19 protein-coding genes are annotated in these 26,292 nt (G+C 74.8%); 10 read left to right on the forward strand and 9 right to left on the reverse strand.

What is annotated here, in order from left to right; translation table 11 throughout:
- Positions 1–55: 55 nt before the first annotated feature.
- Positions 56–2,062 (forward strand): primary-amine oxidase, encoded by a 2,007-nt coding sequence (locus PKE99_RS06665; protein ID WP_037040542.1) that lies wholly within the window; start codon positions 56–58, stop codon positions 2,060–2,062.
- Positions 2,063–2,135: 73 nt separating this feature from the next.
- Positions 2,136–3,596, forward strand: coding sequence for an APC family permease (locus PKE99_RS06670; RefSeq protein ID WP_037040543.1), 1,461 nt, complete (start codon positions 2,136–2,138; stop codon positions 3,594–3,596).
- A 4-nt stretch (positions 3,597–3,600) separates the two neighbouring features.
- Here the strand turns inward: PKE99_RS06670 and ppk2 are convergent, their stop codons facing one another.
- Together ppk2 and PKE99_RS06680 are read right to left on the reverse strand one after the other, a co-directional pair.
- Positions 3,601–4,431 (reverse strand): polyphosphate kinase 2, encoded by an 831-nt coding sequence (ppk2, locus tag PKE99_RS06675; protein ID WP_037040544.1) that lies wholly within the window; start codon positions 4,429–4,431, stop codon positions 3,601–3,603.
- A 46-nt stretch (positions 4,432–4,477) separates the two neighbouring features.
- Entirely contained in the window at positions 4,478–6,880 is a 2,403-nt protein-coding gene (locus PKE99_RS06680) for an HAD-IC family P-type ATPase (protein ID WP_231498031.1), read from the reverse strand.
- A 125-nt stretch (positions 6,881–7,005) separates the two neighbouring features.
- On the opposite strand from PKE99_RS06680, the gene PKE99_RS06685 reads away from it, so the two are divergent.
- Both PKE99_RS06685 and PKE99_RS06690 read left to right on the forward strand, forming a co-directional pair.
- Positions 7,006–8,382, forward strand: coding sequence for a PQQ-dependent sugar dehydrogenase family protein (locus tag PKE99_RS06685; protein WP_037040545.1), 1,377 nt, complete (start codon positions 7,006–7,008; stop codon positions 8,380–8,382).
- A 96-nt stretch (positions 8,383–8,478) separates the two neighbouring features.
- Positions 8,479–9,480: a zinc-dependent alcohol dehydrogenase family protein gene (locus PKE99_RS06690; protein ID WP_037040546.1), complete on the forward strand. Its 1,002-nt coding sequence runs from the start codon at positions 8,479–8,481 to the stop codon at positions 9,478–9,480.
- 191 nt (positions 9,481–9,671) lie between these two features.
- Here the strand turns inward: PKE99_RS06690 and PKE99_RS06695 are convergent, their stop codons facing one another.
- The 3 genes from PKE99_RS06695 to PKE99_RS06705 all read right to left on the reverse strand — a co-directional run bounded on the left by PKE99_RS06695 (position 9,672) and on the right by PKE99_RS06705 (position 11,293).
- Positions 9,672–10,199 carry a hypothetical protein gene (locus PKE99_RS06695; RefSeq protein WP_037040547.1) on the reverse strand — a complete coding sequence of 176 codons (528 nt, stop codon included), beginning with the start codon at positions 10,197–10,199 and terminating at the stop codon, positions 9,672–9,674.
- A 49-nt stretch (positions 10,200–10,248) separates the two neighbouring features.
- The gene (locus PKE99_RS06700; RefSeq protein WP_037040550.1) at positions 10,249–10,449 is read right to left on the reverse strand and encodes a hypothetical protein; all 201 of its coding nucleotides are present in this window, start codon (positions 10,447–10,449) and stop codon (positions 10,249–10,251) included.
- Between the two features lie 100 nt (positions 10,450–10,549).
- Positions 10,550–11,293, reverse strand: a complete 744-nt coding sequence (locus tag PKE99_RS06705) for a GAF and ANTAR domain-containing protein (RefSeq protein WP_037040555.1) — start codon at positions 11,291–11,293, stop codon at positions 10,550–10,552.
- 379 nt (positions 11,294–11,672) lie between these two features.
- Here PKE99_RS06705 and PKE99_RS06710 point away from each other — a divergent pair, with 379 nt between their 5' ends.
- The 5 genes from PKE99_RS06710 to PKE99_RS06730 all read left to right on the forward strand — a co-directional run bounded on the left by PKE99_RS06710 (position 11,673) and on the right by PKE99_RS06730 (position 20,576).
- The gene (locus PKE99_RS06710; protein WP_037040557.1) at positions 11,673–12,371 is read left to right on the forward strand and encodes a response regulator transcription factor; all 699 of its coding nucleotides are present in this window, start codon (positions 11,673–11,675) and stop codon (positions 12,369–12,371) included.
- A gap of 84 nt (positions 12,372–12,455) precedes the next feature.
- Complete coding sequence (locus tag PKE99_RS06715; protein WP_081923814.1) at positions 12,456–13,856, forward strand: sensor histidine kinase; 1,401 nt, start codon at positions 12,456–12,458, stop codon at positions 13,854–13,856.
- Between the two features lie 101 nt (positions 13,857–13,957).
- Positions 13,958–15,319 carry an MFS transporter gene (locus PKE99_RS06720; protein ID WP_081923732.1) on the forward strand — a complete coding sequence of 454 codons (1,362 nt, stop codon included), beginning with the start codon at positions 13,958–13,960 and terminating at the stop codon, positions 15,317–15,319.
- Positions 15,320–15,470: 151 nt separating this feature from the next.
- Positions 15,471–20,111, forward strand: a complete 4,641-nt coding sequence (locus tag PKE99_RS06725; protein WP_081923733.1) for a Pls/PosA family non-ribosomal peptide synthetase — start codon at positions 15,471–15,473, stop codon at positions 20,109–20,111.
- Between the two features lie 126 nt (positions 20,112–20,237).
- Positions 20,238–20,576, forward strand: a complete 339-nt coding sequence (locus PKE99_RS06730) for an STAS domain-containing protein (protein WP_037040560.1) — start codon at positions 20,238–20,240, stop codon at positions 20,574–20,576.
- A gap of 245 nt (positions 20,577–20,821) precedes the next feature.
- Here PKE99_RS06730 and PKE99_RS06735 read toward each other — a convergent pair whose 3' ends face one another.
- The 4 genes from PKE99_RS06735 to PKE99_RS06750 are packed head-to-tail and all read right to left on the reverse strand — an operon-like array spanning position 20,822 to position 23,458.
- On the reverse strand, positions 20,822–21,685 hold the full coding sequence (locus PKE99_RS06735; protein WP_051736874.1) for an energy-coupling factor ABC transporter ATP-binding protein: 864 nt from the start codon (positions 21,683–21,685) through the stop codon (positions 20,822–20,824).
- A 5-nt stretch (positions 21,686–21,690) separates the two neighbouring features.
- The gene (cbiQ, locus tag PKE99_RS06740; protein WP_037040565.1) at positions 21,691–22,431 is read right to left on the reverse strand and encodes a cobalt ECF transporter T component CbiQ; all 741 of its coding nucleotides are present in this window, start codon (positions 22,429–22,431) and stop codon (positions 21,691–21,693) included.
- Complete coding sequence (locus PKE99_RS06745) at positions 22,431–22,748, reverse strand: energy-coupling factor ABC transporter substrate-binding protein (protein ID WP_051736730.1); 318 nt, start codon at positions 22,746–22,748, stop codon at positions 22,431–22,433. The genes cbiQ and PKE99_RS06745 overlap by 1 nt, the downstream gene beginning before the upstream one ends.
- The gene (locus tag PKE99_RS06750; protein WP_037040567.1) at positions 22,745–23,458 is read right to left on the reverse strand and encodes an energy-coupling factor ABC transporter permease; all 714 of its coding nucleotides are present in this window, start codon (positions 23,456–23,458) and stop codon (positions 22,745–22,747) included. The genes PKE99_RS06745 and PKE99_RS06750 overlap by 4 nt, the downstream gene beginning before the upstream one ends.
- Positions 23,459–23,763: 305 nt before the next feature.
- Here PKE99_RS06750 and PKE99_RS06755 point away from each other — a divergent pair, with 305 nt between their 5' ends.
- Entirely contained in the window at positions 23,764–26,268 is a 2,505-nt protein-coding gene (locus PKE99_RS06755) for a hypothetical protein (RefSeq protein WP_037040569.1), read from the forward strand.
- Positions 26,269–26,292: the final 24 nt, after the last annotated feature.

Raw genomic sequence — 26,292 nt, forward strand, 5'->3', positions numbered from 1 at the left:
CTTCCGCGGTCCGCCTCGGCGCCGTCGTACCACGCCTCAATGACGAGGAGTACCGATGTCAGTCAGCACGCGGCCGGCAACCTCCACGGCGAATCCCCTGGCGCCGCTCGCTCCCGAGGAGATCCGACGCACCACGGAGATCCTGCGGGCCGAGCGACAGATCGATCAGGGGCTCCGCTTCGTGACCGTCACGCTCCACGAGCCCCCCAAGCGCGAGGTCCTCGACCACGGCCGTGGCGACGGCCCGACTCCCGAACGGGCGGCCTTCGTGATCCTGTACGACCGCCGTCACCAGCAGACCGTCGAAGCGGTGGTCTCGCTCGACCGCGGAGTGGTGGCCTCCTGGGAGGTGATCGACGACGTCCAGCCCAGTGTGATGCTCGAGGAGTTCTTCAGCGCGGAGGAGATCACGCGGTCCGATCCGCGATGGCAGGAGGCGATGCGCAAGCGCGGGGTGACCGACTTCTCGCTGGCGATGATCGACCCGTGGGCGGCCGGCTACGACATCGACGACCCCACGGGTCGCCGGCTGCTCCGCCCGTTGACGTTCGTCCGCTCGCGGGAGGACGACAACGGCTACGCGCGGCCGGTCGAGGGGCTGGTCGTGCTGCTCGACATGGACAAGATGGAGGTCATCGACGTCCGCGACCACGGCGTCGTGCCGCTGCCGTCGAAGGCGGGCAACTACGCGCCCGAGCTGATGTTCGACGGTGACAACCGGCCGGCGTTCACGCGGCTGCGCGAGGACGTGAAGCCGCTGGAGATCACGCAGCCGGAGGGCCCGAGCTTCACCGTCGACGGGCACGAGGTGAGCTGGCAGAAGTGGCGGTTGCGGGTCGGCTACACCCCGCGCGAGGGCCTGGTGCTGCACCAGGTGGGGTACGAGGACCGGGGCCGGCTCCGGCCGGTGCTCTACCGGGCCTCGCTGTCGGAGATGTACATCCCGTACGGCGACCCCGCGCCGACGCACCGGATCAAGAACGTCTTCGACGAGGGCGAGTACGGGGTCGGCGTGCTGCTCAACCCGCTGACCCTCGGCTGCGACTGCCTGGGCGAGATCTTCTACTTCGACGTCACCGCGAACGACCAGGAGGGCCGGCCGGTCACGATCCCGAACGCCATCTGCATGCACGAGGAGGACCACGGGATCGCCTGGAAGCACACCGACTTCCGCACCGAGAAGGCGGAGGTCCGCCGCGCGCGCCGCCTGGTGATCTCCTGCATCGCGACGGTCGGCAACTACGAGTACGGCTTCTTCTGGTACCTCTACACCGACGGCACCCTCCAGTTCGAGGTGAAGCTGACCGGCGTCCTCTCCACCGGTGCCCTGGCCGACGGCGAGGAACCGCGCCACGGCGTCGTCGTGGCCCCGGGTCTGTACGGGCCGCACCACCAGCACTTCTTCAACGTCCGGCTGGACATGCAGGTCGACGGCGACCGCAACTCGGTCTACGAGGTCGACGCCGCCGCGGTGCCGCCCGGGCCCGACAACCCATACGGCAACGCCTGGGTCACGAAGAAGACGCCGCTGTCGCGGGAGAGCGAGGCGCGGCGGCTGATCGACCCGTTGGTCGCACGCGTGTGGTACGTCGTCAATCCGAACGAGGTCAACGAGCTCGGCCAGCCGACCGGCTACAAGCTGATGCCGGGCGAGAACGTGCTGCCCCTGCAGCAGGAGGGGTCGCAGGCGTTCGCCCGCGCGCAGTTCGCCTACAAGCACCTGTGGGTCACCCGCTACGACCCGCGCGAGAACTACGCCGCCGGCGACTACCCGAACCAGCACGGCTCACCGGGCGGGCTGCTCGAGTACCAGAAGGCGGACCGCCCGCTGGAGAACGAGGATCTCGTCGTCTGGTACTCCTTCGGCGCCCACCACGTGGTCCGCCCGGAGGACTGGCCGGTCATGCCGGTGACCACCATCGGGTTCTCGCTCAAGCCGGTCGGCTTCTTCGACGGCAACCCGGCGCTGGACACGCCGCGGTCCGCGGCGTGCCACACCGGCAACGGACAGGTCGGGCACGGCGACGGGCATCCGGCCCCGACGCCGGAGGTGGCCCAGTGAGCGAGCTCGCGAGCGAACCATTCCACACAGCAGCGCCGCGAACGCGGCCGACGAGCGTCAGCGAGGAGGACTCGTGAGCGCGGAGGGGGCCGGGCCGCACCCGGTCCACTCCGACACCGGGCTGGCCCACGGGACGATGAGCCAGCTCGACGTGTTGGCCCAGTCGGTGGCCGGGATCGCGCCCAGCGCCGCGATGGCCACCACCCCGGCGCTGATCGCCCTCTACGCCGGGCAGGGCGCGTGGCTGTCCTACGTGGCCGCGACCGTCGTCGTCATCCTGGTCGGGCTGGTCGCGACGCAGTTCGGGCGCCGGTTCGCCTCCTCCGGGTCGCTGTACTCCTACGTCGCGAAGGGCCTGGGCCCGGCCGGGGCGTTCGCGGCCGGGTGGGGGCTGGTCATCGGCTACGGGTTCATCGCGATGATCGGAGTGGTCGGCACCGCCATCTACTTCGGCAGCTTCCTCACCACGCTGGGGCTGCCGGTCGGCGGCACGCTCGCGGTCTGCATCATCCTGGCGGTCGCCGCGATCGGGGCCGCCGCGTTCGCGATCATCGGCATCAAGATCTCCACGCGCGTGGGCCTGGTCCTCGAGATCGTCTCGGTCGCCGCCATCCTGGTCGTGCTGATCGCCGTCCTGGTCGGCAGTGGCGGCCGCGGGGCCACCGCCCCGTTCGACCTCTCGACCCTGTCGTTCGACGGCGTCGCCTTCGGGATCGTGCTCGGGGTGCTCGGCTTCGTCGGGTTCGAGAGCGCCGCGAGCCTCGGCGCGGAGGCGCGCGACCCGCACCGTGCCATCCCGCGCGCCGTGCTCGGGAGCGCGGTCCTCGTCGGTGTCCTGTACGTCTTCGCGGCCTACGACATGGTGCGGGGCTTCGGCGACCCGAACGCCCTGAGCCAGAGCACCGCGCCGATCAGCGACCTGGCCGCCCGGTACGGGCTGGGCGGTGTCTCCTGGATCGTCGACCTGGGCATCACGGCGTCGTTCTTCGCGGTCACGATCGCCTGCATCAACGCCTCGTCCCGCATCCTCTACACGATGGCCGAGGAGGACATCCTGCCCAGGGCGCTGGGCCGGGCGCACTCCACGCACAAGACCCCGCACGTGGCGATCGCCGTCATCGCGCCGGTCGTGCTCGTGGTGCCGGTCATCCTGGTCGCCTCCGGGATGACGCCGCTCGACGTGTTCACCTACACAGGCACGATCGGGACCTTCGGTTACATGCTGGCCTACGTGCTGATGGCCGTCGCGCTGCCGTTCTTCCTGCGGAAGCGGGACGAGTTCAACCCCGCGTCGGCGGTGCTCGCGGTCGTGGTCGTCGCGGCGCTGCTCTACGTCTTCTACAAGAACGTGATCCCGGTGCCCGACTACCCGCTCAACCTGATGCCCTGGATCTTCCTCGGGCTCGTCGTCCTCGGCCTGGCCTGGTACGCGCTGGCCCGGGCCCGCCGGCCCCAGCTCGTCGAGGAGGTCGGATCGTTCGAGGAGGAGCCGGTCGCGCCGCATCCCCGGCACCGTCGGAAGGAGAACCCGTGACCGCTCAGGCGGGTTCCTCCTTCTCCAGCAGCGTCGCGGCGTGGTCGGGGACGGCGCGCTCGAGCTCGCGGGGCGGGCGGACGTAGCCGCGGCCCTCCGGGCGGGCGGGGATCGCGAGCGGGGCGCGGACCACGGGTTCCCAGGGGATGCTGTCCAGCAGGTGGGCGATCATGTTCAGCCGGGCCCGGCGCTTGTCCTCGGACTCGACGATGGTCCAGGGCGCGGTGTCGGTGTCGGTGTGGACGAGCATGTCGTCCTTGGCCTGCGAGTAGTCGTCCCACCGGGCGATCGACTCGAGGTCCATGGGGGAGAGCTTCCACTGCTTCAACGGGTTCTCGACGCGCTCGCGGAAGCGCTTCTCCTGCTCCTGCGGGCTGACCGAGAACCAGTACTTGCGGAGCAGGATCCCGTCCTCGACCAGCAGGTCCTCGAAGATCGGGCACTGCCGCAGGAAGCGCGTGTACTCGTGCGGGGTGCAGAAGCCCATGACCCGCTCGACGCCCGCGCGGTTGTACCAGGAGCGGTCGAACAACACGATCTCGCCGGCGGCCGGCAGGTGCTCCACGTAGCGCTGGAAGTACCACTGGGTCCGCTCGCGCTCGGTGGGCGCGGGGAGCGCCACGATCGGCGCGACCCGGGGGTTGAGGTGCTCGACGACGCGCTTGATCGCCCCGCCCTTGCCCGCCGCGTCGCGCCCCTCGAAGATCACGACGACCCGCGCCCCCGTGGCCTTGACCCACTCCTGCAGCTGGACGAGCTGTCCCTGCAGACGCAGCAGCTCCGCCTCGTAGAGCTCCCGCGGGAGGCGCTTCGGGGCCTTCGCCTTCTTCGTCATGGGAGAAGGGTCGGCGAGCGGCGCCCGAAAGGGAACAGGGAGATCGTCAGGCGGCCGCCGAGCGGGACCGGACGACCCGCCCGATCACCTCGATGACCACGCCCGCCACCGCGCCGAGCCCCACCCCGACGCCGACGCGGAGCCACGTGACGTCGAGCAGGAACACCGTGGCGGACAGGAAGGGCACCGCGAGGATCACCACGACGGCCAGCGCCAGGCCGCCGACGAGCAGGACCTTCCACCGGGTGAAGGGGCGGGCGAACAGGGTGAGCGCCCAGAGCGACGCCACCAGCACGGTCACGGTCGCCACCGTCTGCCCGGCCACCAGTCCGCCGGTGGGCTCCAGCCAGCGGATGGTGCGGTCGCCGGAGTACGCCGCCGTGCCGATCACCACGCCGATCGGGACCGCGGACCAGAGCACCCGGGGCAGGAAGCCCGGCACGTAGCGCCGCCGGTTCGGGGCCAGCGCGAGCACGAACCCGGGGATGCCGATCGTCACGGCCGAGATCAGCGTGAGCTGGATCGGCGCGAGCGGGTAGGCGGCCGCGGTCGCGATGACCACCAGGGCCATCAGCAGCGAGTAGACGTTCTTGACCAGGAACAGGTTCGCCGCGCGCTCGATGTTCGCCATGACCCGGCGACCCTCGGCGACGACGTCGGGCAGGTGCGCGAACCGGCCGTCGAGCAGCACGAGCTGCGCGACCGCGCGGGTGGCGGCGGCGCCGTTGCCCATCGCCACGCCGATGTCGGCGTCCTTGAGCGCCATGGCGTCGTTGACGCCGTCGCCCGTCATCGCGACGACGTGGCCGCGGCGCTGCAGCGCACCGACGATGGCCCGCTTCTGCTGGGGCGTGACCCGGCCGTAGACGGGGTTCGCCTCGAGGACGTCGGCGAGCGCGTCGGGGTCCTCGGGCAGGGTCCGGGCGTCGACGGCGTCGGCCGCGGCGGTGATGCCCGGCAGCCCGACGGCGGTCGCGACCGCGCCGACCGTGCGCGGGTTGTCGCCCGAGATCACGCGCAGGGACACGCCCTGTTCGGCGAAGTAGCGCAGGGTGTCGGCGGCGTCGTCCCGGATCCGCTCGGCGAGCACGACGAGGGCCCGCGCTTCGAGCAGCGGCGGGAGGACCGGGCCGTCGACCATGTCGTCGGCGTGGGCGAGCACGAGCACCCGCCGCCCGTCCTCCGCGATCTTCCCGGCGGTCTCCAGCAGGTCGGCGGACCCGGGATCGGCGGGCTCCGGCAGGACCATCTCGGGTGCCCCGAGCACCCACGTGCCGTGCTCGCCGGCGCCGACGGCGGACCACTTGCGGTCCGACGAGAAGGGGACGTTCGCCGTCGCGGTCCACGAGGTGTGCGAGAAGACGGTGGCGAGCGCCGCCGCGGTGGCGTTGCCGCCCGGCTCCGTGCAGCTCAGTGCCAGCGCCTCGCGGACCTCGGCCTCGGCGAGCGGGTCCGCGTCCCGCGGCAGGACGAGCCGGTCGAACACGATGTCGCCGTGGGTCAGGGTCCCGGTCTTGTCGAGGCAGACGACGTCGACGCGGGCGAGCACCTCCACGGCGGGCAGCTCCTGCACGAGGGTCCGCTTCCGCGCCAGCGTGACCGCGCCGAGCATGAACGCCAGGCTGGTCAGCAGCACCAGCCCCTCGGGCACCATCCCGACGAGCGCGGCGACCGTGCCGGTGACCGCGTCCTGCCAGCTGTCGGCGTCGCTGGTGCGGAACTGGCTCCACACCAGCAGCGGCGCGACCACCAGCATCATCACCGAGATCCACCGCAGGATGGTGTTCGTCCCGGAGATCAGCTCGCTCGGGGTGCGCGTGAACTTCTTCGCCTCGGCGGTGAGCCGGGTGGCGTACGCGTCGGCGCCGACGGCGGTGGCCCGGAACCGCCCCTGCCCGGCGACGACGATCGAGCCGGACCGCACCTGGTCGCCGGGGACCTTGGCGATCGGGTCGGACTCGCCGGTCAGCAGCGACTCGTCGACCTCGAGCCCGGCCGACGCCGTGACCGTCCCGTCCGCCGTGACCTGGTCCCCGGAGCGGAGCTCGACCAGCTCGTCGGCGACGACGTCGGCGACCTCGATCTCGGCCACCTCGCCGTCCCGCACCACCCTCGCGTGCGGGGCGTTGAGCACGGCGAGCCGGTCCAGCGTGCGCTTGGCGCGGACCTCCTGGATCACGCCGATGGCCGTGTTGGCCACGATGACCAGCCCGAACAAGCCGTTCTGCCAGCGACCGGTGGCGGCGATGACGAGGAAGAGCGCGAACAGCAGCCCGTTGAACGGCGTGACGACGTTGGCGCGCACGATCTGCCCGACGCTGCGGCTGGTCTGCGCGTCGACGGCGTTCGTGCGGCCCGCGGCGACCCGCTCGGCGACCTCCGCGGCGGTCAGTCCGCGGTCGCCCCGCGGCGACTCCATGACGGTGCCGCGTCCGAGCACGTCCTCCACGCGCGTCCCCCCGCCCTCGCGCCGCCCCGAGCCGTCCTCGGACCGGACGCGGCCCGCGTTACGCCCACCCGACGCCCGATGGCCGACGATCGGTCCGATTCTGTCGGTCGGGGGAAGGGCTGTCGATGCGGCTGTCGCGTGCGGTGCGCCGGGTGCTCCCGCTCGTCGCGGCGGTCCTGCTGGCCGGGTGCTCGTCGGGCGCGGGGCCGAGTGCGGGGCCGGGTGCGGGGTCGCCCGCGGCCGGAGCGCCGACGGCCGCGGTGCCGGCGGGCCTCGTGCCGGTCACCGTCGCGGTCCCGGCGGGCCTCGACTCGGGGCCGTTCGACACCCCGCGGCAGGCCCTCGTGCCGCCCGGCTGGTCGATGTCGGTGTTCGCGCGAGTGCCCGAGGCGCGGCTGGCCGCGTGGGCACCGGACGGGTCGCTGCTGGTCTCGGTCCCCGACGAGGGCACGGTCGTGCGGCTGGTGCCGGACGGGCGGGGCACGGCCACGGAGACGCCGCTGCTGGACGGGCTGAGCCAGCCGCACGGCCTGACCTTCGCCGGGTCGACGCTGTACGTGGCGCAGAGCGACCGCGTCGACGCGTACCCCTACGCCGACGGCCGCGCGGGGACACCCGCGCCGGTCGTGACCGGTCTGCCGGATGCGAACAGTCCTGACCTGCGAGGCCGCTACGGGCACGTGCTGAAGAGCGTGGCCGTCGGCACGGACGGTGCCGTCTACGTGTCCGTCGGCTCGACCGCCAACATCTCCTACGCGGACCTCGTGGCGGTTCCGCCGCGAGCGTCGATCCTGCGTGTGCCGCCCGGCAGTCACAGGCCCGAGCCGTTCGCCGTGGGGGTGCGCAACGGGACCGGGCTGGCGATCGCGCCGGACGGGTCGGTGTGGACGGCGGTCAACAACCGGGACAACATCCAGTATCCCTTCGACCGGCCGTACGGAGAGATCACGGGGTCGGCGCGCGGCGAGGTCGTCGAGGCCTACGTGCGGGACCACCCCGCGGAGGCCCTCGCCCGGCTCACCCCTGGTCGCAACCTCGGCTGGCCGTACTGCAATCCCGACCCGGACGTGCAGCCAGGCGTGGCGGGGACCGCACAGGTCCTCAGCGACGTCCCGTTCACCCGGGACGTGCAGACCAACCCCGACGGCGCCGCGCTCGACTGCGCCGCGCTGCCGCGGGTCGAGCAGGCGCTCGGCGGCCACTCGGCGCCGCTCGGACTGGCGTTCGTCGACGGCGGCCTGCCCGGTGAGTTCGCGCGCGGCGCGCTGGTCGGGGTGCACGGCTCCTGGAACGCCGAGCCGCCGCGGGCGCCCGAGGTGTCGTTCTTCCCCTGGCGGGACGGCGGGCTGGGGCCGCAGCAGACGCTCGTCGGCGGCTTCCAGGAGGCCGACGGCTCCCGCTGGGGCCGCCCGGTCGCCGCGGTCGCCGGTCCGGACGGCGCGGTCTACGTGACCGACGACGCGGCCGGCGCGGTCTACCGGCTGGCCCCGCCGGGGCGGTGAGGACGGCCCGGTGATCTCCGGCGAGGGACCAGGGACCTGCACCGACGGGACGCGCGACCATTCCCCTGTGGACCTCCGGCACGCCATGCTGACGGGATGAAGGCGTGGATCGTGCGGCGACCGGGGCCGATGACGACCGGCCCGCTGGCCCAGGTGGACCGGGACGACCCGGAACCGGGCGTCGGCGAGGTCCGCGTCCGGGTCTCGGCCTGCGGGGTGTGCCGGACGGACCTGCACCTCGTCGAGGGCGACCTCGCCCCGCACCACCCGGGCACGGTGCCGGGGCACGAGATCGTCGGCGTGGTCGACGCGCTCGGGACGGGGACGCGACGGTTCGCGATCGGCGACCGCATCGGGATCGCGTGGCTGCGCGGGACGTGCGGGCGCTGCCGGTTCTGCCGGACAGGCCGCGAGAACCTGTGCCCCGACGCCCGGTTCACCGGCTGGGACGCCGACGGCGGCTACGCCGAGTACGCCGTGGTCCCCGAGGCGTACGCCTACGCCCTCCCGCCGCAGCTCGACGACGCGACGGCCGCCCCGCTGCTGTGCGCCGGCATCGTCGGCTACCGGGCGCTGAAGCGGGCGGAGCTGCCGCCGGGCGGGCGGCTCGGGATCTACGGCTTCGGCGCGTCGGCCCACGTGGTGGCGCAGGTCGCCGTCGCGCAGGGTGCCACCGTGCACGTGCTGACCCGCTCCCCGGAGGCCCGGGAGCTGGCGCTCGCGCTCGGCGCCGCCTCGGCCGGCCCGGCGGACGCGGAGCCGCCGGAGCCCCTCGACGCCGCGATCACCTTCGCCCCGGTCGGCGGGCTCGTGCCGGTCGCGCTGCGGGCGCTCGACGCCGGCGGCACCCTCGCGATCGCCGGCATCCACCTCACCGACGTCCCGGCGCTGGACTACGAGCGCGAGCTCTTCCGGGAGAAACAGCTGCGCAGCGTCACCGCCAACACCCGGGCCGACGGCGAGGAGTTCCTGCGGCTCGCGGCCGCGCTCGACGTCCGGCCCACCGTCGACCCGCGGCCGCTGTCGACGGCGGACCGGGTCCTGGCCGACCTGGCGGCCGACCGGATCACGGGCGCGGCCGTGCTGCTGCCCGGGTGAGGACCCGGACCCGCAGACACCCGGCCCACGAGACCGGCGAGCGCCCCCTCGTGGGAAGGGGCGTCGCCTCCGGGGCCCGATGGGTACTCAGTAGCGCCTTGCGAGGCGCCTGGATGTGCGGCGGGCGGTGCGGCGTCCGCTGCGCCGGGCGATCCGCCGGTCTCGACCCAACATCTCCTGCCCCCTCGCCGTCAGACCGTGTCGGCCGAGGATGCGACCAGTGCCTCGGCCTCCTGCTGGGCGACCAGGCCGACCTGGACCAGGTCGAGCGGGCTGATGAACTCCGACGCCAGCCGCATACCGCCGGCGCGGGCGACGGCGTCGCGGAGCGGGATCGCCCAGCGGTGCTCGAGCAGGACCAGCGCCGCCGCGGTGTCCTCGGGGATGTCGGCCAGGACGTCCCACGCCTCCTCGTCGAGCAGCTCCACGCCCCGGTCCGCCGCGGCCTCCCCGAGGGCCGCGCCCTCCTCCGGCGTGAGCCCCGCACCGACGCCGACCAGGGCGCCGACGACCGCGCCGAACTCCTCCCGTTCGGCCTCGTCCAGCTGGGACTCCTTCAGCACGCTGACCTCGCCGCCGACCGCCTTGTACACGGCCAGGAAGTCGATCACCCGCACCGTGTCGTCGGCGCGGAGCCGCTCCAGCTCCGCGCGGATCCCGCCCTGGAAGTTCGGGTGGTCGAACCCGAGCACCAGCATCTGGACCGGTCCGATCGTCATGGGCCCTCCTCCTGTTCGTCGTCCCCGGAGAAATCGGGGGAAGGGCGGCTCACTGCCCCCCGACGGCCTGGTCCACCACGGTCGCCAGGCGCGCGAGCAGCTCGTCGGACTCGGCTCGGGTGATCAGGCCGTGCTGTGCCGCCTCCCGCACGTCGGCACACAGGACGGCGATCAGCACGCTCGCCCGGTCCCCGTCCTCGGCGACCGGCCGCAGGTAGGGATGTCCGGGACCGGCCAGGGGTCGTGCCATCGGTCGCCCTCCCTCGACACCGGCGCCGCAGCGCCGCCGTCCACCATGGGCAAGGCGCGGCGGGCGCACCTCGCCCCGACGGGGTGAGGGACGGGCGGGGTCAGAGCTCGCCGCGGCGCTGGGTGAGGGTCTCCGCGATGCGGGCGAGCTTGACGTTGAGCGACTGCGAGGCGGACCGCAGGATGCGGAAGGCCTCCTCCGCGTCGACGCCGCGGCGCTCCATGAGGATCCCCTTGGCCTGGCCGATCACGTCCCGGCTGCGTACGGCCTCGGTCAGCTGGGTGACCTGGAGCTCGGCGCGGGTGGAGGCGAGCGAGCCGGCGATGGCGGTGGAGGCGTGCGCCGCCAGGACCAGGGCCGCGTCGCGGTCGGCCTGCTCGAGGCCGCCCGGGCGCCGGGAGTAGAGGTTGAGCGAGCCGATGCGCGGCGGGTCCTGCGCGGGGAACAGGCCGACCGCCAACGCGCTCCCGACGCCCAGCTCGGCGGCCGCGGGGCCCCACTTCGGGAACTCCTTGCCGGCGGCGAGGTCCTCCGAGAAGGCGATGCCGATGCCGGGGATGCGGCTGGCGTCGAGGCACGGGCCCTCGTCGAACTCGTTCTGCAGCTCGTCGAGCCGCACGCCCACCGGGTCGGTGGTGGCCGGGGTGTCGATGGTGCCGTCCTGCGACCTCAGCGAGACGCTGACGATGTCCGCGCCGTTCACCACGCGCACCGCGGCCTGGGCGATGCGGTCGAGCACGTCCTGCACCGTGGGCGCGTCGAGCAGCTTCTCGGAGAGCGAGACGAACTCGGCGACGAGCGGGGGAGGAGCCCCGAGATCGCCGTACCGGTCGTGCTCCGACATGGTGTCCCTCCTGCTCGCCGTGACGGGCCGTTCGAGCGTACGCAACTCGCCCGGTCCTGCCGGGTGGGACCTTCCTCGGTACCACGGCTGTGGGGGATCACACCGGAGGGACACGGATCCGCGGGCGGGGACGGGGTGGGCCGGGACGTCGGCCGGCCGGTGTCCGGGGGCCGGGGCCGCAGATCTTGGGGGCGGCTCCCGGCCCGGACAGGTGGACGGGGGGAACCTTCCACCTACCTGCGTGTGTACCGACCGGCGGAGAGCGCGGGCAAGGCCCGCGCGCCCGCGGACGCAAGATTTTGCCGTCGGCTAACCGGCCTCTCAGCAGGCTCGTACGTTCGCGGCCCGCGAATCCCTCCGCGCCCGGGATGATGGCGTCGTGAGCGCGCGCATCCTCCTCGTCGAGGACGACCGGGGCCTGGGGGAGGGCATGGTCGAGAGCCTCACGCAGCACGGGCACGAGGTGGTGTGGGCCCGCACCGGCCGCACCGCCCTCGACTGCGCCGGCGCGGGGGAGCCGCTCGACCTCGTGCTGCTCGACCTCGGGCTGCCCGACATCGACGGCATCCGGGTGTGCCGGGCGCTGCGGGCGCTCTCCACCGATGTCGTGGTCGTGATCCTGACGGCGCGGGGCGCGGAGATGGACGTCGTCGTCGGGCTCGACGCGGGCGCCGACGACTACCTCACCAAGCCCGTCCGCCGCGAGGAGCTGCTCGCGCGGGTCCGGGCGCATCTCCGGCGCGGGCGCCCGGGACCGGCCGGCGAGCCCGTACGGCTCGGCGACCTCGAGCTCGACCTGCGGGAACGCCGCGTGGCCGTGGCCGGGCGCGAGGTGGTGTTGCGCGCGAAGGAGTTCGACCTGCTGGAGCGGCTGGTCCGCGACCCCGGGGCCGCGCTCAGCCGCCGCACCCTGATGGCCGACGTGTGGGACGACCACTGGGGCGGGTCCACCAAGACCCTCGACGTCCACGTCGCGGCGCTGCGCCGGCGGCTGTCCGGGTTCCCGGCCGGCACCCGGCTGCCCCGGATCCGCACGCTGCGCGGGCACGGCTACCGCCTCGACCCGCCGACGGCCTAGCCTGCACCCCTCCGCGACGGCGAACTCGGCGCCGGTGCCACCGCCGAGGGACCGCCGCGACCCGCGTGGGGCTGGGGGGTGACCGTGCGAGGGACCGCTCGCGTCCGCACCCGGATCGTCTCGCTCTCGGTGGCGATCGCGGCGATCGCCGTGACGCTCTTCGGCGTGCCGCTGGCCCTCGGGCTCGCCCGCTACGCCGTGGCCGACGAGGGCGTCACGCTGCAGCGGCTGGCCGACCTGACCGCCGCGGCGGTGCTCACCGACCTCGCCCACGACCGCGTCCCCGCGGTGCTGCCCGGCTCGGGGACACCCGGGACCACCCTCGGGCTCTTCGACGACGACGGGCTGCTCGTGGCCGGCGACGGCACCGCGACCGGCGACGAGCACGTCGCGGCCGTGCTCGCCGGTGCCGGCCCGCAGGTCGTCGAGAGCGGCGGCAACCTGGTCGCGACCGTGCCGGTGCTCGGGGAGCACGAGATCGTCGGCGTGGTCCGGGCCTCGCACCCGGTGTCGGCGGTCTACACCGCGCTGGTGCCGCTGTGGCTGGGCATGCTGGGGCTGGCCGCGCTCGTCCTCGCCGCGGCGTGGGTCATCGCGCGGCGACAGGCCCGGCGGCTGGCCCGTCCGCTGGAGGAGCTGGCGGTGCTGGCCGACCGGCTCGGTGACGGGGACTTCGGCGTGCGGCCGCGGCGGACCGGGCTCGCCGAGGTCGACGCCCTCGGTGCCGCGTTCGCCGGCACCGCCGCCCGGCTCGACGACCTCCTCGCCCGCGAGCGGGCGTTCTCGGCGGAGGCGTCGCACCAGCTCCGGACGCCGCTGGCGGCGTTGCGGCTGCGGCTGGAGAACGCCCGGGCGGACGCCGGTGCGCGGCCGGGTGCCGACGTCGGTCCCGCGCTCGACGCGGCCGTCGTCGAGACCGAGCGGTTGACCCGCACGGTCGAGGAGCTGCTGGACCTCGCGCGCTCGCGGGGCGGTGGGCGCGGCCCGGTCGACCTGCACGCCGTGCTCGACGAGGTGGCCGAGACCTACCGGCCCCGGCTGGTCGCGGAGGGCCGCAGCCTCGACGTGGAGCTGGACGGGGCGGACGTCGACGAGCCCGGGGCCGCGGAGCCGGCGGTCGTGGGGTCGCGGGCCGCGATCGGGCAGGTCCTGGCGGTGCTGCTGGACAACGCGCTGCGGCACGGCGGGGGAGCGGTCCGGGTCGGGGTGCGCGAGGTCGGCGACGCCGTGGCGGTCGACGTGGGCGACGAGGGCCCGGGCTTCACCGACGGCCGTCCCGAGCGCAACGGCCGCCCGCGCACCGAGACGCCGGCCGACGGCATCGGCCTGGGGCTCCCGCTCGCCACCCGGCTGGCCGAGGACCAGGGCGGCCGGCTGGTCGTCTCGCGGGAGAGCCCGCTGGTGATGACGCTCTTCCTGCCGCTGGACGACGGGGACGGGGAGGGCGGCGAGCCGGCGGACGAGGGGTCCCGCCCGCCGGGCTGACCGCGAGGGCGGCCCGGAGCCCGGCCGGAGCCGGTACCGTCGGCCCGCTCCGTGCCACTCGGCCCGGTGTGGGCCGACGCAGGAAGGGAACGACGCCGGGCATGGCCGACACCCCCGCCCAACCGGACGACCGCCGGGAGACCACGACCGCGGGTGGCCCCGGAAGCACGGCCGAGGACGGCCCCCGAGGCACCGTCGCGGGCGGTCCGGACGCCGCCGCGACGGGCGCGCCGCCCGCGACGGCCGCCACGGCCGCGCCGCGGCAGGCCGTGCTGTTCCCGCTGTACGCCGCCGGGTTCGTCACCGCCTTCGGCGCGCACGCCGTCGCGACGGGCGCCGGCGCCGAGGCGGGGGCCGGGCAGCTGTCCCTGCTCGCCCTGGGCCTGGTCCTGGCCGTCTACGACGGCGCGGAGGTCCTGCTCAAGCCGGTGTTCGGGTCGCTCGCCGACCGCTGGGGCCCGCGCCGCGTGCTGCTGGGCGGCCTCGCCGCGTTCGTCGTGGTGTCCCTGGCCTACGTGCTGGTCGCACTGGTCGGGGGGATCGCCGCGGGCCCGGGGGGCGCCGTCGCGCTGGCCCTGGCGCGGCTCGGGCAGGGGGCGGCCGCCTCGGCGTTCTCGCCCGCCGCCGGGGCGATGGTCGGACGGCTGGGGGCCGGCGGCCGCCGCGGGCGCGTCTTCGGTTCCTACGGTGCGTGGAAGGGCCTCGGCTACACCGCGGGCCCCCTGCTCGGCGGGGTGGTCATCACCTTCGCCGGGCTCACGGCGCTGTTCGTGGTCCTCGCCGCCGTCGCCGCCGTGGTGACGGTGTGGGTCGTCCTGGCCGTCCCCGCCCTGCCGGCGTTGCCGCGGCAGCGCCAGACGGTGGTCGACCTCGCGCGCCGGCTGTCCGCCCCGGCCTTCCTGCGCCCGACCTCGGCGCTCGCGGGCACCACCGCGGCGCTGGCGACGGCCGTCGGGTTCCTGCCGGTGCTCGGGACCGCGTCCGGGCTCAGCCCGATCGTGACCGGCGCCGTGGTGGCCTGCCTCGCGCTGTCCTCGACGCTGGTCCAGCCCCGCGCGGGCCGGGCGCACGACCGCGGCCGGTTGAGCACGCGCACGGCGCTCGCGGTCGGGTTCGCGCTGATGGTCGCGGGCTTCGTCCTCGCCGCGGTGGTCACCGGGATCGGCGCGCTGGTGGTGTCGGCCGTCGTGATCGGGCTCGGGGTCGGGATCGCCACCCCGGTCGCGTTCGCGTCGCTGGCCGCGTCCTCCCCGCCGGAGCGGCTCGGCCAGACGATGGGCTCGGCCGAGGTCGGACGGGAGCTGGGCGACGCCGGCGGCCCGCTGCTCGTCGGCGTGGTGGCCGCGGCCGCGTCCGTGGCCGCCGGCCTGGGCGCGCTGGCCGCCGTGCTCGCCGTCGTCGGAGTGGCGGCGACCGCCGGGCGCCGCGCCGCCCCTGCCCCGACGGACGGCGAGCCCGGCTGAGCCCGGGGGACAACCCCCGCGGATCCGGGGGACAGCCCCGGACGACCGGAGGCGCGTCCCCATTGGCCGGATCCGGGCGCGCCGACACCCTCGAACCACCGGCGGACCGCCCCACGCGGTCCGCGCGTCGGGTGGAGCAGCGGGGGACCACATGTCGATCACACGATCCGGCACGCAGCCGGGCGAGCACGGGCCGCCGAGCCCTGGCCGGCCGGACGTGCCGCTCTCGGAGCTGGTCGTCGTCGACCGGCACGAGGCGCAGGGCTGGCGGGTGCGCCGGAACGAGCGCCTCGACTCGGTCTTCGAGGAGCGGTGCGACTGGATCCGCGAGTACGGCCGCGCCGGCCAGCTCGCCGTCGACGCCCCCGGCGCCTCCCTGACCTACGACGAGCTCGACGCCCGCGCCAACCGGCTCGCCCGCTACCTGCGGCTGCACGGCGCCGGGGCCGGCGACCGGGTCGCGCTGCTGTTCGACGAGCGCGTCGAGGCCTACGTCGCGCTGCTCGCCGTCCTCAAGATCGGCGCCACGTGCGTGCCGCTCGACCCGGACGCGCCGGCCGACCGGCTCGCGTTCGTCGTCGCGGACACCTCGGCGCGGATCGTGCTCAGCCGCTCGCACCTGCGCGGCCGGGTGGCGGGCCCGGAGGCGCTGCGCACCGGCGGGGCCGCCGTGCTCGCGGTCGACGAGGCCGCCGCGCTGATCGCGGAGATGAGCCCGCAGCGGCTGCAGCCCGCCGAGCGGGGCGGGCTCGGCGACCGGCCCGCGTACGTCGTGCACGTCGCCGACGACTCGGGGTGGTCCGAGGGCGTCGCCATCGACCACCGCGCCATCTGCAACGCCGTGCGCATCGCCTCGGAGACCTTCGGGATCCGCGGCCACCGCCTCTACCAGGGCCGCGCGCTGTCCTCCGGCGGCGGCATCGAGGAGGTGTGGATGGCGTGGGCCGCCGGCGCGACGCTGGTGCCCGCGCCCGACGGCCCCGCGCTGCGCGGCCCGGCGCTGCACACCGAGCTCGACGAGCGCCGCGTCACCGCGCTGTGCACCACCCCCGCGCTGCTCTCGACGCTCGAGCGGGACCTGCCCCGGCTGCGGTTCCTGCTGGTGTCCGGGGAGCCGTGCCCGCCCGGCCTGGTCGCGCGGTGGCACCGCCCCGGCCGGCGCCTGCTCACGGCGTACGTGCCGCCCGGCGCGACCGTGACCGCGGCCTGGGCCGAGGCCCACCCGAACCGGCCGGTGACCGTCGGCACGCCCCTGCCCACCTACGCGGCCGTGGTGCTCGACCCGGAGTTCCCGCTGGCCCTGCCGCACGGGGAGACCGGCGAGATCGGGGTGGCGGGGCTCGGCCTCGCCTGCGGCTACCTCGACTCCGGCGACGCGTTCGTCGACGACTTCCTCGGCATCCCCGGCAACCCCTCCGGCCGGATCTACCGCACCGGCGACCTGGGCCGGGTCGACGCCGGCGGGGAGATCGAGTACCGCGGCCGCATCGCGCTGCAGGTCGTCGTGGGCGGCGAGCGCATCGACCTCACGGCGATCGAGTCGGTGATGCTGGCGGTCGCCGGCGTGGCGTCCGCGGTCGTGGTCGCGCACGGCGCGGGCCCGGAGGGCACCGAGCTGACCGGCTACTACACCTGCCGGTCCGACCGTCCCGCCGACGAGCAGGAGCTCCGGATCCGGCTGCGGGACCGGCTGGCCGCCAGCCACGTCCCGGGCCGCCTGGAGCGGCTCGCCTCGCTCCCGCTGACGGCCGACGGCCGGGTGGACCGCGCCGCCCTGCCCGGCCTGCCCGCGCCGCGGAGCGGCACCGAGATGGCGGTGCTGCGGGCCGAGAACGCCCGGTTGCAGGAGCAGATCGAGGAGCTCCGGCCCCACACCGAGCCGCAGACCGAGCCCCCGGCCGAGCCCCGGTCCGAGCCCCGGCCCGGGCCGCTTCCCGACGTGCTCACGCTCGACCAGATCCTCCGGCCCGCGGCACCTCCGGCGCCCGAGGTCCTGACCCTGGACCAGATCCTGGCCGCCCCCGCCCCCGCCGCCCCGGCGCCGGCCGCCCCAGCGCCCACCCCGGCGCCGGTTCCGGCTCCGACCGCGGCTCCGGCCCCGGCCGCCCCGTCGCACGCCGGCCTGGCCGCCGCGCTCGCGGGCGTGCTGGCCGAGGTGCTGGCCGTCGAGCACGTGCCCGTCGACCTCGACGTCTTCGACGACCTGGGCGCCGACTCGATGGTGATGACGCGCTTCTGCGCGCGGCTGCGCACCCGCGAGGACCTGCCGTCGGTCTCGATCAAGGACGTCTACGCCCACCCGACCATCGCCGGCCTCGCCACGGCCTTCGCCGGCGCCACGCCCGCCCCTGCCGCGGCGCCCGCCGACGGCGCGTCGGTGGTCGCGGGGCTCGCGCAGGTCCTGGCCGAGGTGCTGGCCGTGGACCAGGTGCCCGTCGACCGCAACGTGTTCGACGACCTCGGCGCGGACTCGATGGTGATGACCCGGTTCTGCGCGCGGCTGCGCAGCCGCGAGGACCTGCCGTCGATCTCCATCCGCGACGTCTACGCCAACCCGACGATCGCGGGCATGGCCGCCGCGGCCGCCCCCGCCTCCGTCCAGGCCCCGCCGCAGGCCCCGGTCGCCCCGGTGCGGCACAGCACCGTCGGCTACCTGCTCACCGGGTTCCTCCAGCTCGCCAGCTTCCTGCTGTACGTGACCGGGCTGGGCTACGTGATGGACCGCGCCTACGTCTGGATCCTGGGGAGCACCGGCCTGCTGGACATCTACGTGCGCTCCGCCACCGCCGGCGCGGCCGCGTTCCTGGCGATGTGCGTGCTGCCGGTCGCGGCGAAGTGGGTGCTGATCGGGCGCTGGAAGGAGGGGGAGGTCCCGGTCTGGAGCTTGCGGTACTTCCGGTTCTGGCTGGTCAGGGTGCTGACCCGGGCCAACCCGCTGGTCCTGGTCATGGTCGGGTCGCCGCTGTACACGCTGTACCTGCGCGCGCTGGGCGCGAAGGTGGGCAAGAACGTCGCGATCTTCACCAAGCAGCTGCCCGTCGCCACCGACCTGCTCACCATCGGCTCGGGCACCGTGATCCGCAAGGACGCCGTGCTGCTGGGCTACCGGGCGCACGCCGGGAAGATCCAGACCGGGCGGGTCACGCTCGGCCGGGACGTCGTCGTCGGCGAGAAGAGCGTGCTGGACATCGGCACGGCGATGGGCGACGGCGCCCAGCTGGGGCACGCCTCCTCGTTGCACCGCGGGCAGAGCGTCTCGGCGGGGCAGAGCTGGCACGGCTCGCCCGCGGAGCCGACCAGCACGGACTTCCGCGCGGTGTCACCGCTCCGGATCCGGGCGCTGCGCAAGGCCGGCTACGTGACGAGCCAGCTGGTCAAGCTGTTCGGGATCTACCTGCCGCTGGGCTTCGGCGGCCTGTTCATGCTGCTCACCGGGGTGCCGCGGTTCGCGGAGCTGCTGCAGCCCGGGGCGGCGGGGCACACCACCGCGCACTTCTACGTCAACGCGGTGATCGAGTCGGTCGTCCTGATGGTCGGCGGGCTGCTCGTCGGGCTGCTGGTGGTGTTCACGGTGCCGCGGATGCTGGCGCCGTTCGTCCGGCCCGACCGCCTGTACCCGTTGTACGGCTGGCGGTACTCGCTGCACCGCACGATCACGCGCCTGACGAACGTGCGGCTGTTCGTCTACCTGTTCGGCGACAGCTCCTACATCGTCAGCTACCTGTACCTGCTGGGCTACGACCTGGGGAAGGTCGAGCAGACGGGCTCGAACTTCGGGTCGAACCTGGCCCAGGAGACGCCGTTCCTGACCTCGGTGGGGCGCGGCACCGTCGTCGCCGACGGGCTGTCGGTGGTCAACGCCGACTTCGGGAACACCTCGTTCCGCACCTCGCGGGTGGCGATCGGCGCGAACAACTTCCTGGGCAACAACATCGCCTACCCGATCGGCGGCCGCACCGGCGACGACTGCCTGCTCGCCACCAAGGTCGCGGTGCCGATCGACGGGCCCGTCCGCCACGGCGTGGGGCTGCTCGGCTCGCCCGCCTTCGAGATCCCGCGCACCGTGCAGCGGGACCGGGTGCTGGAGATCGACGTCCGGGAGCGCCGCCGGCGGCTGCGCCGCAAGAACGGGCACAACCTGCGCACCATCGGGTTGTTCCTGCTGGTCCGCTGGGGCCAGGTGCTCGGAACGCTGCTGCTGGCGCTGCTGGCGGTGGACCACTACCACGACTGGGGCCCGGCCGCGTTCGCCGTGCAGTCCGCCGCGACCCTGCTGTTCACGATCCTCTGGTTCGCGTTCTGGGAGCGGCTGGGGAACGGGTTCCGACGGCTGCGCCCGCAGTCGTGCTCGATCTACGACGTGCGCTTCTGGCGCCACGAGCGGTACTGGAAGCTGATGGTGCCGCCGCTGGACCGGCTGCTGGCCGGCACGCCGTACAAGAACCTGCTGATGCGCCTGGTCGGCACGAAGGTCGGCCGGCGGGTGTTCGACGACGGCGGCGCCGTCCTCGAGCGCAGCCTGACCAGCATCGGCGACGACTGCACGCTGAACTTCGGCAGCATCATCCAGTGCCACTCGCAGGAGGACGGCGCCTTCAAGTCCGACCACATCGCGATCGGGTCGGGCGTGACACTGGGGGTCGGCGCCTTCGTGCACTACGGCGTGACCCTGGGGGACGCCGTCGAGATCGCCCCCGACTCGTTCGTCATGAAGGGCGAGGAGATCCCGGCCGGGGCGCGGTGGGGCGGCAATCCGGCGCGCGAGCTCCCGGCGGTGCCGACAACCGTGTAACACAGCGAGCGACTACTCCGATACGCAGCGTGACGGGCCGGCGGCGACGCCCCCCGGCCGCCGGCCCCGTCTCCGGTCCGTCCCGGCCCGGTCCGTTGCTGCAGGAGGCGATCGCCCATCACCGACATGACGAATCCCCAGGGGTGCCGGCTCGAGATCGAGGTGGGGGAGCGGACCCTCGTCCGCCTCTCCGGTGAGCTCGACGCACCCGACACCCGCAGCGCCCGGAAGCTGCTGACGGCCTACATCCGGGCCGGCACCACGATCGTCGTCGATCTCGCGGGGGTGACCCGGGTCGACCCGAGCGGCCTCGCCGCGCTGGTCGACCTCCACGAGCTGGCCCGCCAGCAGGACTCCCGGCTGGTCGTCGTGACCGGCGAGGGGGGCGGGCCGGCGCACCGGGCGCTGGAGGCGGCCGGTCTGACCGGCACGGTGGACGTCCGGCAGGTCCTCATGGACGGATGAGACTCCCGTGGTCCCGGCGGTGTGGACCACGGGGACTGCGGTCCGAACCAGCCCGGTCGCCGACGAGGCGACCGGGCCCGGAGCCGGACGGGGGGCGCCCCGGTCGTGCTCCGCCACGGGGACCGCCGGCCTCGGCCGGGCGGCCCCGTGAGCCGACCGTCCCGTGTCCGCGTGGTCGCCAGCAGGGCCCAACGGCCCGGCGGGCGGGGACGACAGGCCCCTCCGCCCGGGCCCAGGTCCGCTGCTCAGGGCTCCGTCCGGCCCACGGGGACGGTCAGCTCCCCGAGCTCCCCGAGCGCGGCGTACAGCTCGGCGGGGGTGCGCGGGTGCGCCGCGGAGCCCAGGGCCCGCAGGAGCCGGTGGACGCCCGGCGCCCAGGCCGGGCCCAGCCGCGCGGACCGCAGCAGCTCGGCGTCGCCGAGCACCTCGTCGACCGGGGCCACCCGCACCCGGCCGTCGGACACGACGGCGACCTCGTCGGCCCACCGGTGGGCGAGGTCGACGTCGTGGGTGGAGAGGACGACGGTCGTCCCGGCGCGGTGCAGCTCGTCGAGCGTGGCGAGCAGCTCCTCGACGCCGGCCGGGTCCAGTCCTGCCGTCGGCTCGTCGAGCACCAGGAGCCGCGGGCGCATCGCAACCGCGCCGGCGATCGCGGTGCGCTTCTTCTGCCCGAAGGACAGCAGGTGGGTGGGGCGGTCGGCGAGGTCGGCGATGCCCAACGCCGCCAGCGCCGCCTCGACGCGGACGGTGACCTCGGCGGGGGACAGGCCTTGGTTGAGCGGGCCGAACGACACGTCCTGCGCGACGTCGGCGGCGAAGAGCTGGTCATCGGGGTCCTGCAGGACCAGCTGGACCTGCTCGCGCAGCCGGGTCAGGCCGCGCCGGTCGCGGCGGACCGGTTCACCGTCGAGCAGCACCCGGCCCCCGCCCGGCTCGAGCAGCCCGAGCAGGAGCCGGAACAGGGTCGTCTTGCCGCCGCCGTTGGGGCCGAGCACAGCGAGGCGGCTGCCCTCGTGCAGTGCCAGGGTGGCGCCGGTGAGCACCGGCCGCGCGGGGTCGTAGGCGAAGACCAGGCCGTCGGCCTGCAGGATCGGGCCTGCGGGAGTCACCGGGCTCACCGCGGGGCCAGCAGCAACGTGGCCGCGACGACGGCGGCGAGCAGCAGGCACGTCGCCGCGACGAAGGCGGGGGAGAGCTCCCGCGCCGCGACCTGGACGCGCAGCGAACCGGTGTACCCGCGGGAGGCCAGCCCCTGCTCCAGCCGCCGGGCCCGGTCGAAGGCGCGCACGAACACCGCCGCCCCCTGCCCGCTCAGCGAGCGGTAGGAGGTCCGCCAGGTGCGGAAGCCGAGCCGGCCCGCCTGGGCGTCGCGGACCGCCCGCAGCGACTCCAGCAGCAGGAACAGGAAGCGGTAGGTCAGCGCGGCGACCTCGGTGACCGCCGGCGGCACGCCGAGCCGGTTCAGCCGGGGCAGCAGGTCGGCGAGCGGGGTCGTGGCGGCGAACAGCAGCAGGCACAGCAGGGCGGCGGTCGCGCGACCGGCCAGCTGCGCCGCCTGCGGGAGCCCGGCGGGCTCCCACCGCAGCCACGGGTCCCCGCCGACCGCGACCAGCAGCGGCAGCATCCCGGTGACGACGAACCCGAGCGGTACCCGGACCGCCCGCCACAGCGCGCGGGGCGGCAGCCCGGCCGGCCCGAGGACCAGCACCAGGGCCACCCCGCCGGTGATCGCCGCGCCCGGCCAGGTGGGCAGCACGAGGGTCAGGACCAGCAGGCCGAGCGAGAGCAGCGCCTTCTCCCCGGGGTGCCGGGGCCGCCAGCGGTTCGTGTAGGCCGCCGCGTCGAGCGGCAGCATCAGGCGGAGTCCTCGGGACGCTGCACGGACGGGCCGCGGCCGAGCCGGCGCCTGGTGCGGGCCACGCCGAAGTAGTAGCCGAGCACGCCGGCGCCGATCGCGGCCTGCAGGGCGAACAGCCCGGACTCGATCTCGCCCGACGGGGGCTCGTAGATCGAGGTGAACCAGGGCTCGTAGTCGGGGTGGGACTCGGTGACGGCTTGTTCCGCGAGGCCGTCCGAACCCCCGAACTCACCCTGCACGAACAGCACCGGGATCGCGGCGAGCGCCACGACGGCCAGCACCAGCAGCCAGTCGACCAGCGTGGAGCGCTTCACGCGCCGACCTCCTTCGCCGTGGACTCCCCGGTGGCGGACGGGGCGGGCGGGGTGGGCAGCACCCCGAGGCGGCGCAGCTCGTCCGGGCTGACCCGGACCAGCAGCCGCACCACGAGCAGGGTCAGCAGGCCCTCGCTCACGGCGAGCGGGATCTGCGTGATCGCGAAGATCGAGCCGAACTTCAGCATCGCGCCGCCGACGCCGGACGCGGCGTCGGGGAAGGCGAGGGCGAGCTGCACGCTGGTCACGCAGTAGGTCGCGAGGTCGCCCAGCGCCGCGGCGAGGAACACGCCGACCCCGAGGCCGCCGCCCGCGCGCCGGACCAGCCGGTACGTCCCGTAGGCCACCCACGGCCCGACGACCGCCATGGAGAAGACGTTCGCCCCGAGCGTCGTGAGCCCGCCGTGGGCGAGCAGGACCGCCTGGAAGAACAGCACGATCGTCCCGAGCAACGCCATCACGGGTGGTCGGAACAGCACCGCCCCCAGGCCGGTGCCCGTCGGGTGCGAGCAGGACCCCGTCACCGAGGGGATCTTCAGCGCCGAGAGCACGAAGCTGAACGCGCCCGCCGCGCCGAGCAGCAGCTTCGAGTCCGGATCCGTCCGGACCTGGTGCACGACCGCCCGCGCACCGTGCACCACGAACGGGGCGGAGGCGACGGCCCACGCCGCGGCGTGCAGGGGTGGGAGATAACCCTCGGCGATGTGCACGACCCGCTCCTTCCGGACGCTTCCGCGGACCGTGGGACCGTAAGGTTCCGCTCTGGATCAGGTCAACGGTTGAACACTCCTTCAACTGTGGGTCGGATCACCGCCCCGTCGTCGTGCTCCGCGGCCGGCTGAGCAGCCGGCGGGGGCCGCCCACCCCCACACGTGTTTCGTTTCTCCGGCGTCCGGAGGGAAGGCGTAACTAGTCGAGGAGCGCGTCGTTGCGGGGGTACCGGTCCGGCGACCGAGGCTCCGCGCATCGAGGCGCGGGCGGCGCGCCGGCGGTGGAGGTGCGAGGTGAACCCCACGTGATTCGGCGGAAGCGGACCGGGATCGCGGTCCTCGTGTCCGGTGCGCTCGCCGCCGGGGCGCTGGTCGCCGGCCCGGCGCTCGCGGCCGACGGCCCGGCCCCGGACACGGCCGGCCCGGACCTGCTGCGCGCTCCGGCGGTGGACGCGCCGCAGCTGCAGAACACCGGGATCTGGCACGCCGACCCGATCGGCGTGTGCATGACCAGCGCCTACCGGCACGGCGAGTACGTCCACCAGGGCTGCGTCTACGACGACGAGGGCGGCGGCACGCAGTGGCGCTGGCCCGACGACACCCTGCTGCGCGCGTACACCTACCCCGAGGACCCGGCGTACCGGCGCAACGCGGCGGACATCGTCGAGCTGCGGGTCAAGCCCGAGGGCGACGCCACCGCCTTCCGGTTCACGATGAACACGATGACCGACCCCGGGCTCCTGGGTCTGACCCTCGCCCTCGGCGACTCGGACACCCCGCGCGCGGCGCCGCACGGCGCCAACACGGTGATGCCGGCGGACCGGTTCGTGACGGTGCACGGCACGGAGGGCGACGTCGTCGACGCGGCCACCGGCGAGGAGCTCGCCGCGCCCGAGGTCGCGGTGGACGCCGAGCGCCGGCAGGTCGAGGTGCGGGTGCCGCACTCGGCCTGGGACCCGGCGGGTCCCGAGCGGGTGGCCGCGGCGGCCGGGCTCTGGGACGAGGCGGGCGAGGCCTACCTGGTCCCGCAGCTCACCGCGGACGAGACGCACCCCGGTGGCGCGATCGCGGGCGACCCCACGCCGTCGGCCTTCTTCGACAGCGCCTTCCGGTTCGACGAGCCCTTCGAGGCGCCGTACCGGGACAACGACCAGAAGCGCGCGATCGCCGCGGGCGATCTGTCGCCGTTCTCCGCCGAGGTCGACTTCGGGAAGCTCGCCGACGGCGTCGACGACGAGTCCGGCGTCCCGACCAGCGGCTACCAGACGCGGATCTTCGCCTCGCACTTCGAGAAGGCGCAGGGGCGGCGGCTGCCGAGCGACCCGGGCGGCCCGCCGCCGGGCTCCGGGACGCAGCAGGGCGGCATCCAGACCGGCACCGGCGAGGGCAGCGAGGGCCGGCCGAGCCTGGCCTTCGGCTGGCCGTGCCGGGACGACTGCGTCCCCGACCTGCCGGGCCGGCTGCAGCGCTACACGGTGTTCGTGCCGGAGGCCCCGGCGCCGGAGCACGGCTATGCGTCGCTCGTCTGGACCAACGGCTACGCGCTGCGGCCCGGGGACGACGTCGCCGGCGACCGCGACCTGTACCGGCAGTTCGCCGAGCGGCCGGGCAACCCGACGATGGTGATCGACGTCGACGCCCGCGGGCAGGACGAGTGGGGCTACGGCGAGTCCGGCGCGGCGGTGTTCGAGGCGATCGCCGACGCCCGCCGGCACTACGACCTCGACACGGAGCGGACCGCGATGGGCGGCTTCTCGTCGGGCGCCTACATGGCCAACAAGCTGTCGCTGACCTTCCCGGACGTGTTCAACAGAGCCTTCATCTGCGACGGGCTCAACGTGGCGCCGTCGTTCCCCGGCCTCAACGGCGTGGCCGACCAGGTGGGGGACACGGCCGGCGCGGACACGCTGACGGTGCACGAGCCGGGCTCGAAGCTGTCCGTGCTGCTGCCGAGCCGGCGCAACCAGCCGGTGATGGAGTGGGCAGGGGTCAACGACGACTTCATCCCCTACAACATCACCCGCGAGCGCGCCGACGCCTACGCCGCCGGGGACTACGACTACGAGTTCTACAGCTGGGTCGGGCTCGCCGCCGAGCACCTCGTGATGTGCAAGAACGGCATGTGGGACAAGGCGACCGGGTGGATGGGCGACGCGCCGCGCGCCGTCGACCCGCACCACGTGACCTTCGTGCGCAACCCGCTGATGGACGACCCGGAGTCCGGGCTCGTGGCGGACAAGGCCTACTGGCTCTCGGACATCGCGACCCGCGGGCCCGAGCTGGGCACGATCGACGTCGTGTCCCGCGGGAAGGGCGTGACCGACGCGGCGCCGCCCGCGCCGGGTCGCGAGCTCGGGGTGGGGGACGGGACGTTCTCGCCGGTCAACCCGTACCTGCGCGAGTTCCGGCACCTCGACCCGGCGGCCGAGGCGCCGGCGGAGGACGTGCTCGACGTCCGGTCGGCCGGTGTCGGCGCGGTCACCGTCGACCCGGGGCGGGCCGGCGTGGACTGCGACGCGGACCTGAACGTGGCCACCGACGGGCCGCTGACGGTGACCCTGGCCGGCTGCGACCGCACGGAGTCGTTCGACGGCACCGACTCCGGCGGCCCGGCTCGGCCGGAGACCTACGCCCCGGCCGACCCGCTCGCCCCGGTCGGCAACCCGGCGGCCGGCGCGCCGCTGCCCGCGGAGGTCGGCAACGCCCCGCAGCTCCCGCTGCAGGACCTGCCGCCGCTGCGGTTCCCGCCGAACCAGCCCGGCCAGGATCCGCGGCCGGGTGACGGGGCGCAGGAGGAACCGCGGGCGTGACCGCCTGACCCCGCACGACGCCCT

It is taken from the genome of Pseudonocardia halophobica (assembly GCF_027922425.1).
Classification (GTDB): domain Bacteria; phylum Actinomycetota; class Actinomycetes; order Mycobacteriales; family Pseudonocardiaceae; genus Pseudonocardia; species Pseudonocardia halophobica.

What these genes read in the sequence shown, in the direction of transcription:
- PKE99_RS06665 (WP_037040542.1), top strand. Translation starts at nt 56, where the DNA reads ATGTCAGTCAGCACGCGGCCGGCAACCTCCACGGCGAATCCCCTGGCG.
- ppk2 (WP_037040544.1), bottom strand. Translation starts at nt 4,431, where the DNA reads ATGACGAAGAAGGCGAAGGCCCCGAAGCGCCTCCCGCGGGAGCTCTAC.
- PKE99_RS06685 (WP_037040545.1), top strand. Translation starts at nt 7,006, where the DNA reads ATGCGGCTGTCGCGTGCGGTGCGCCGGGTGCTCCCGCTCGTCGCGGCG.
- PKE99_RS06690 (WP_037040546.1), top strand. Translation starts at nt 8,479, where the DNA reads ATGAAGGCGTGGATCGTGCGGCGACCGGGGCCGATGACGACCGGCCCG.
- PKE99_RS06695 (WP_037040547.1), bottom strand. Translation starts at nt 10,199, where the DNA reads ATGACGATCGGACCGGTCCAGATGCTGGTGCTCGGGTTCGACCACCCG.
- PKE99_RS06700 (WP_037040550.1), bottom strand. Translation starts at nt 10,449, where the DNA reads ATGGCACGACCCCTGGCCGGTCCCGGACATCCCTACCTGCGGCCGGTC.
- PKE99_RS06705 (WP_037040555.1), bottom strand. Translation starts at nt 11,293, where the DNA reads ATGTCGGAGCACGACCGGTACGGCGATCTCGGGGCTCCTCCCCCGCTC.
- PKE99_RS06720 (WP_081923732.1), top strand. Translation starts at nt 13,958, where the DNA reads ATGGCCGACACCCCCGCCCAACCGGACGACCGCCGGGAGACCACGACC.
- PKE99_RS06725 (WP_081923733.1), top strand. Translation starts at nt 15,471, where the DNA reads ATGTCGATCACACGATCCGGCACGCAGCCGGGCGAGCACGGGCCGCCG.
- PKE99_RS06730 (WP_037040560.1), top strand. Translation starts at nt 20,238, where the DNA reads ATGACGAATCCCCAGGGGTGCCGGCTCGAGATCGAGGTGGGGGAGCGG.
- cbiQ (WP_037040565.1), bottom strand. Translation starts at nt 22,431, where the DNA reads ATGCTGCCGCTCGACGCGGCGGCCTACACGAACCGCTGGCGGCCCCGG.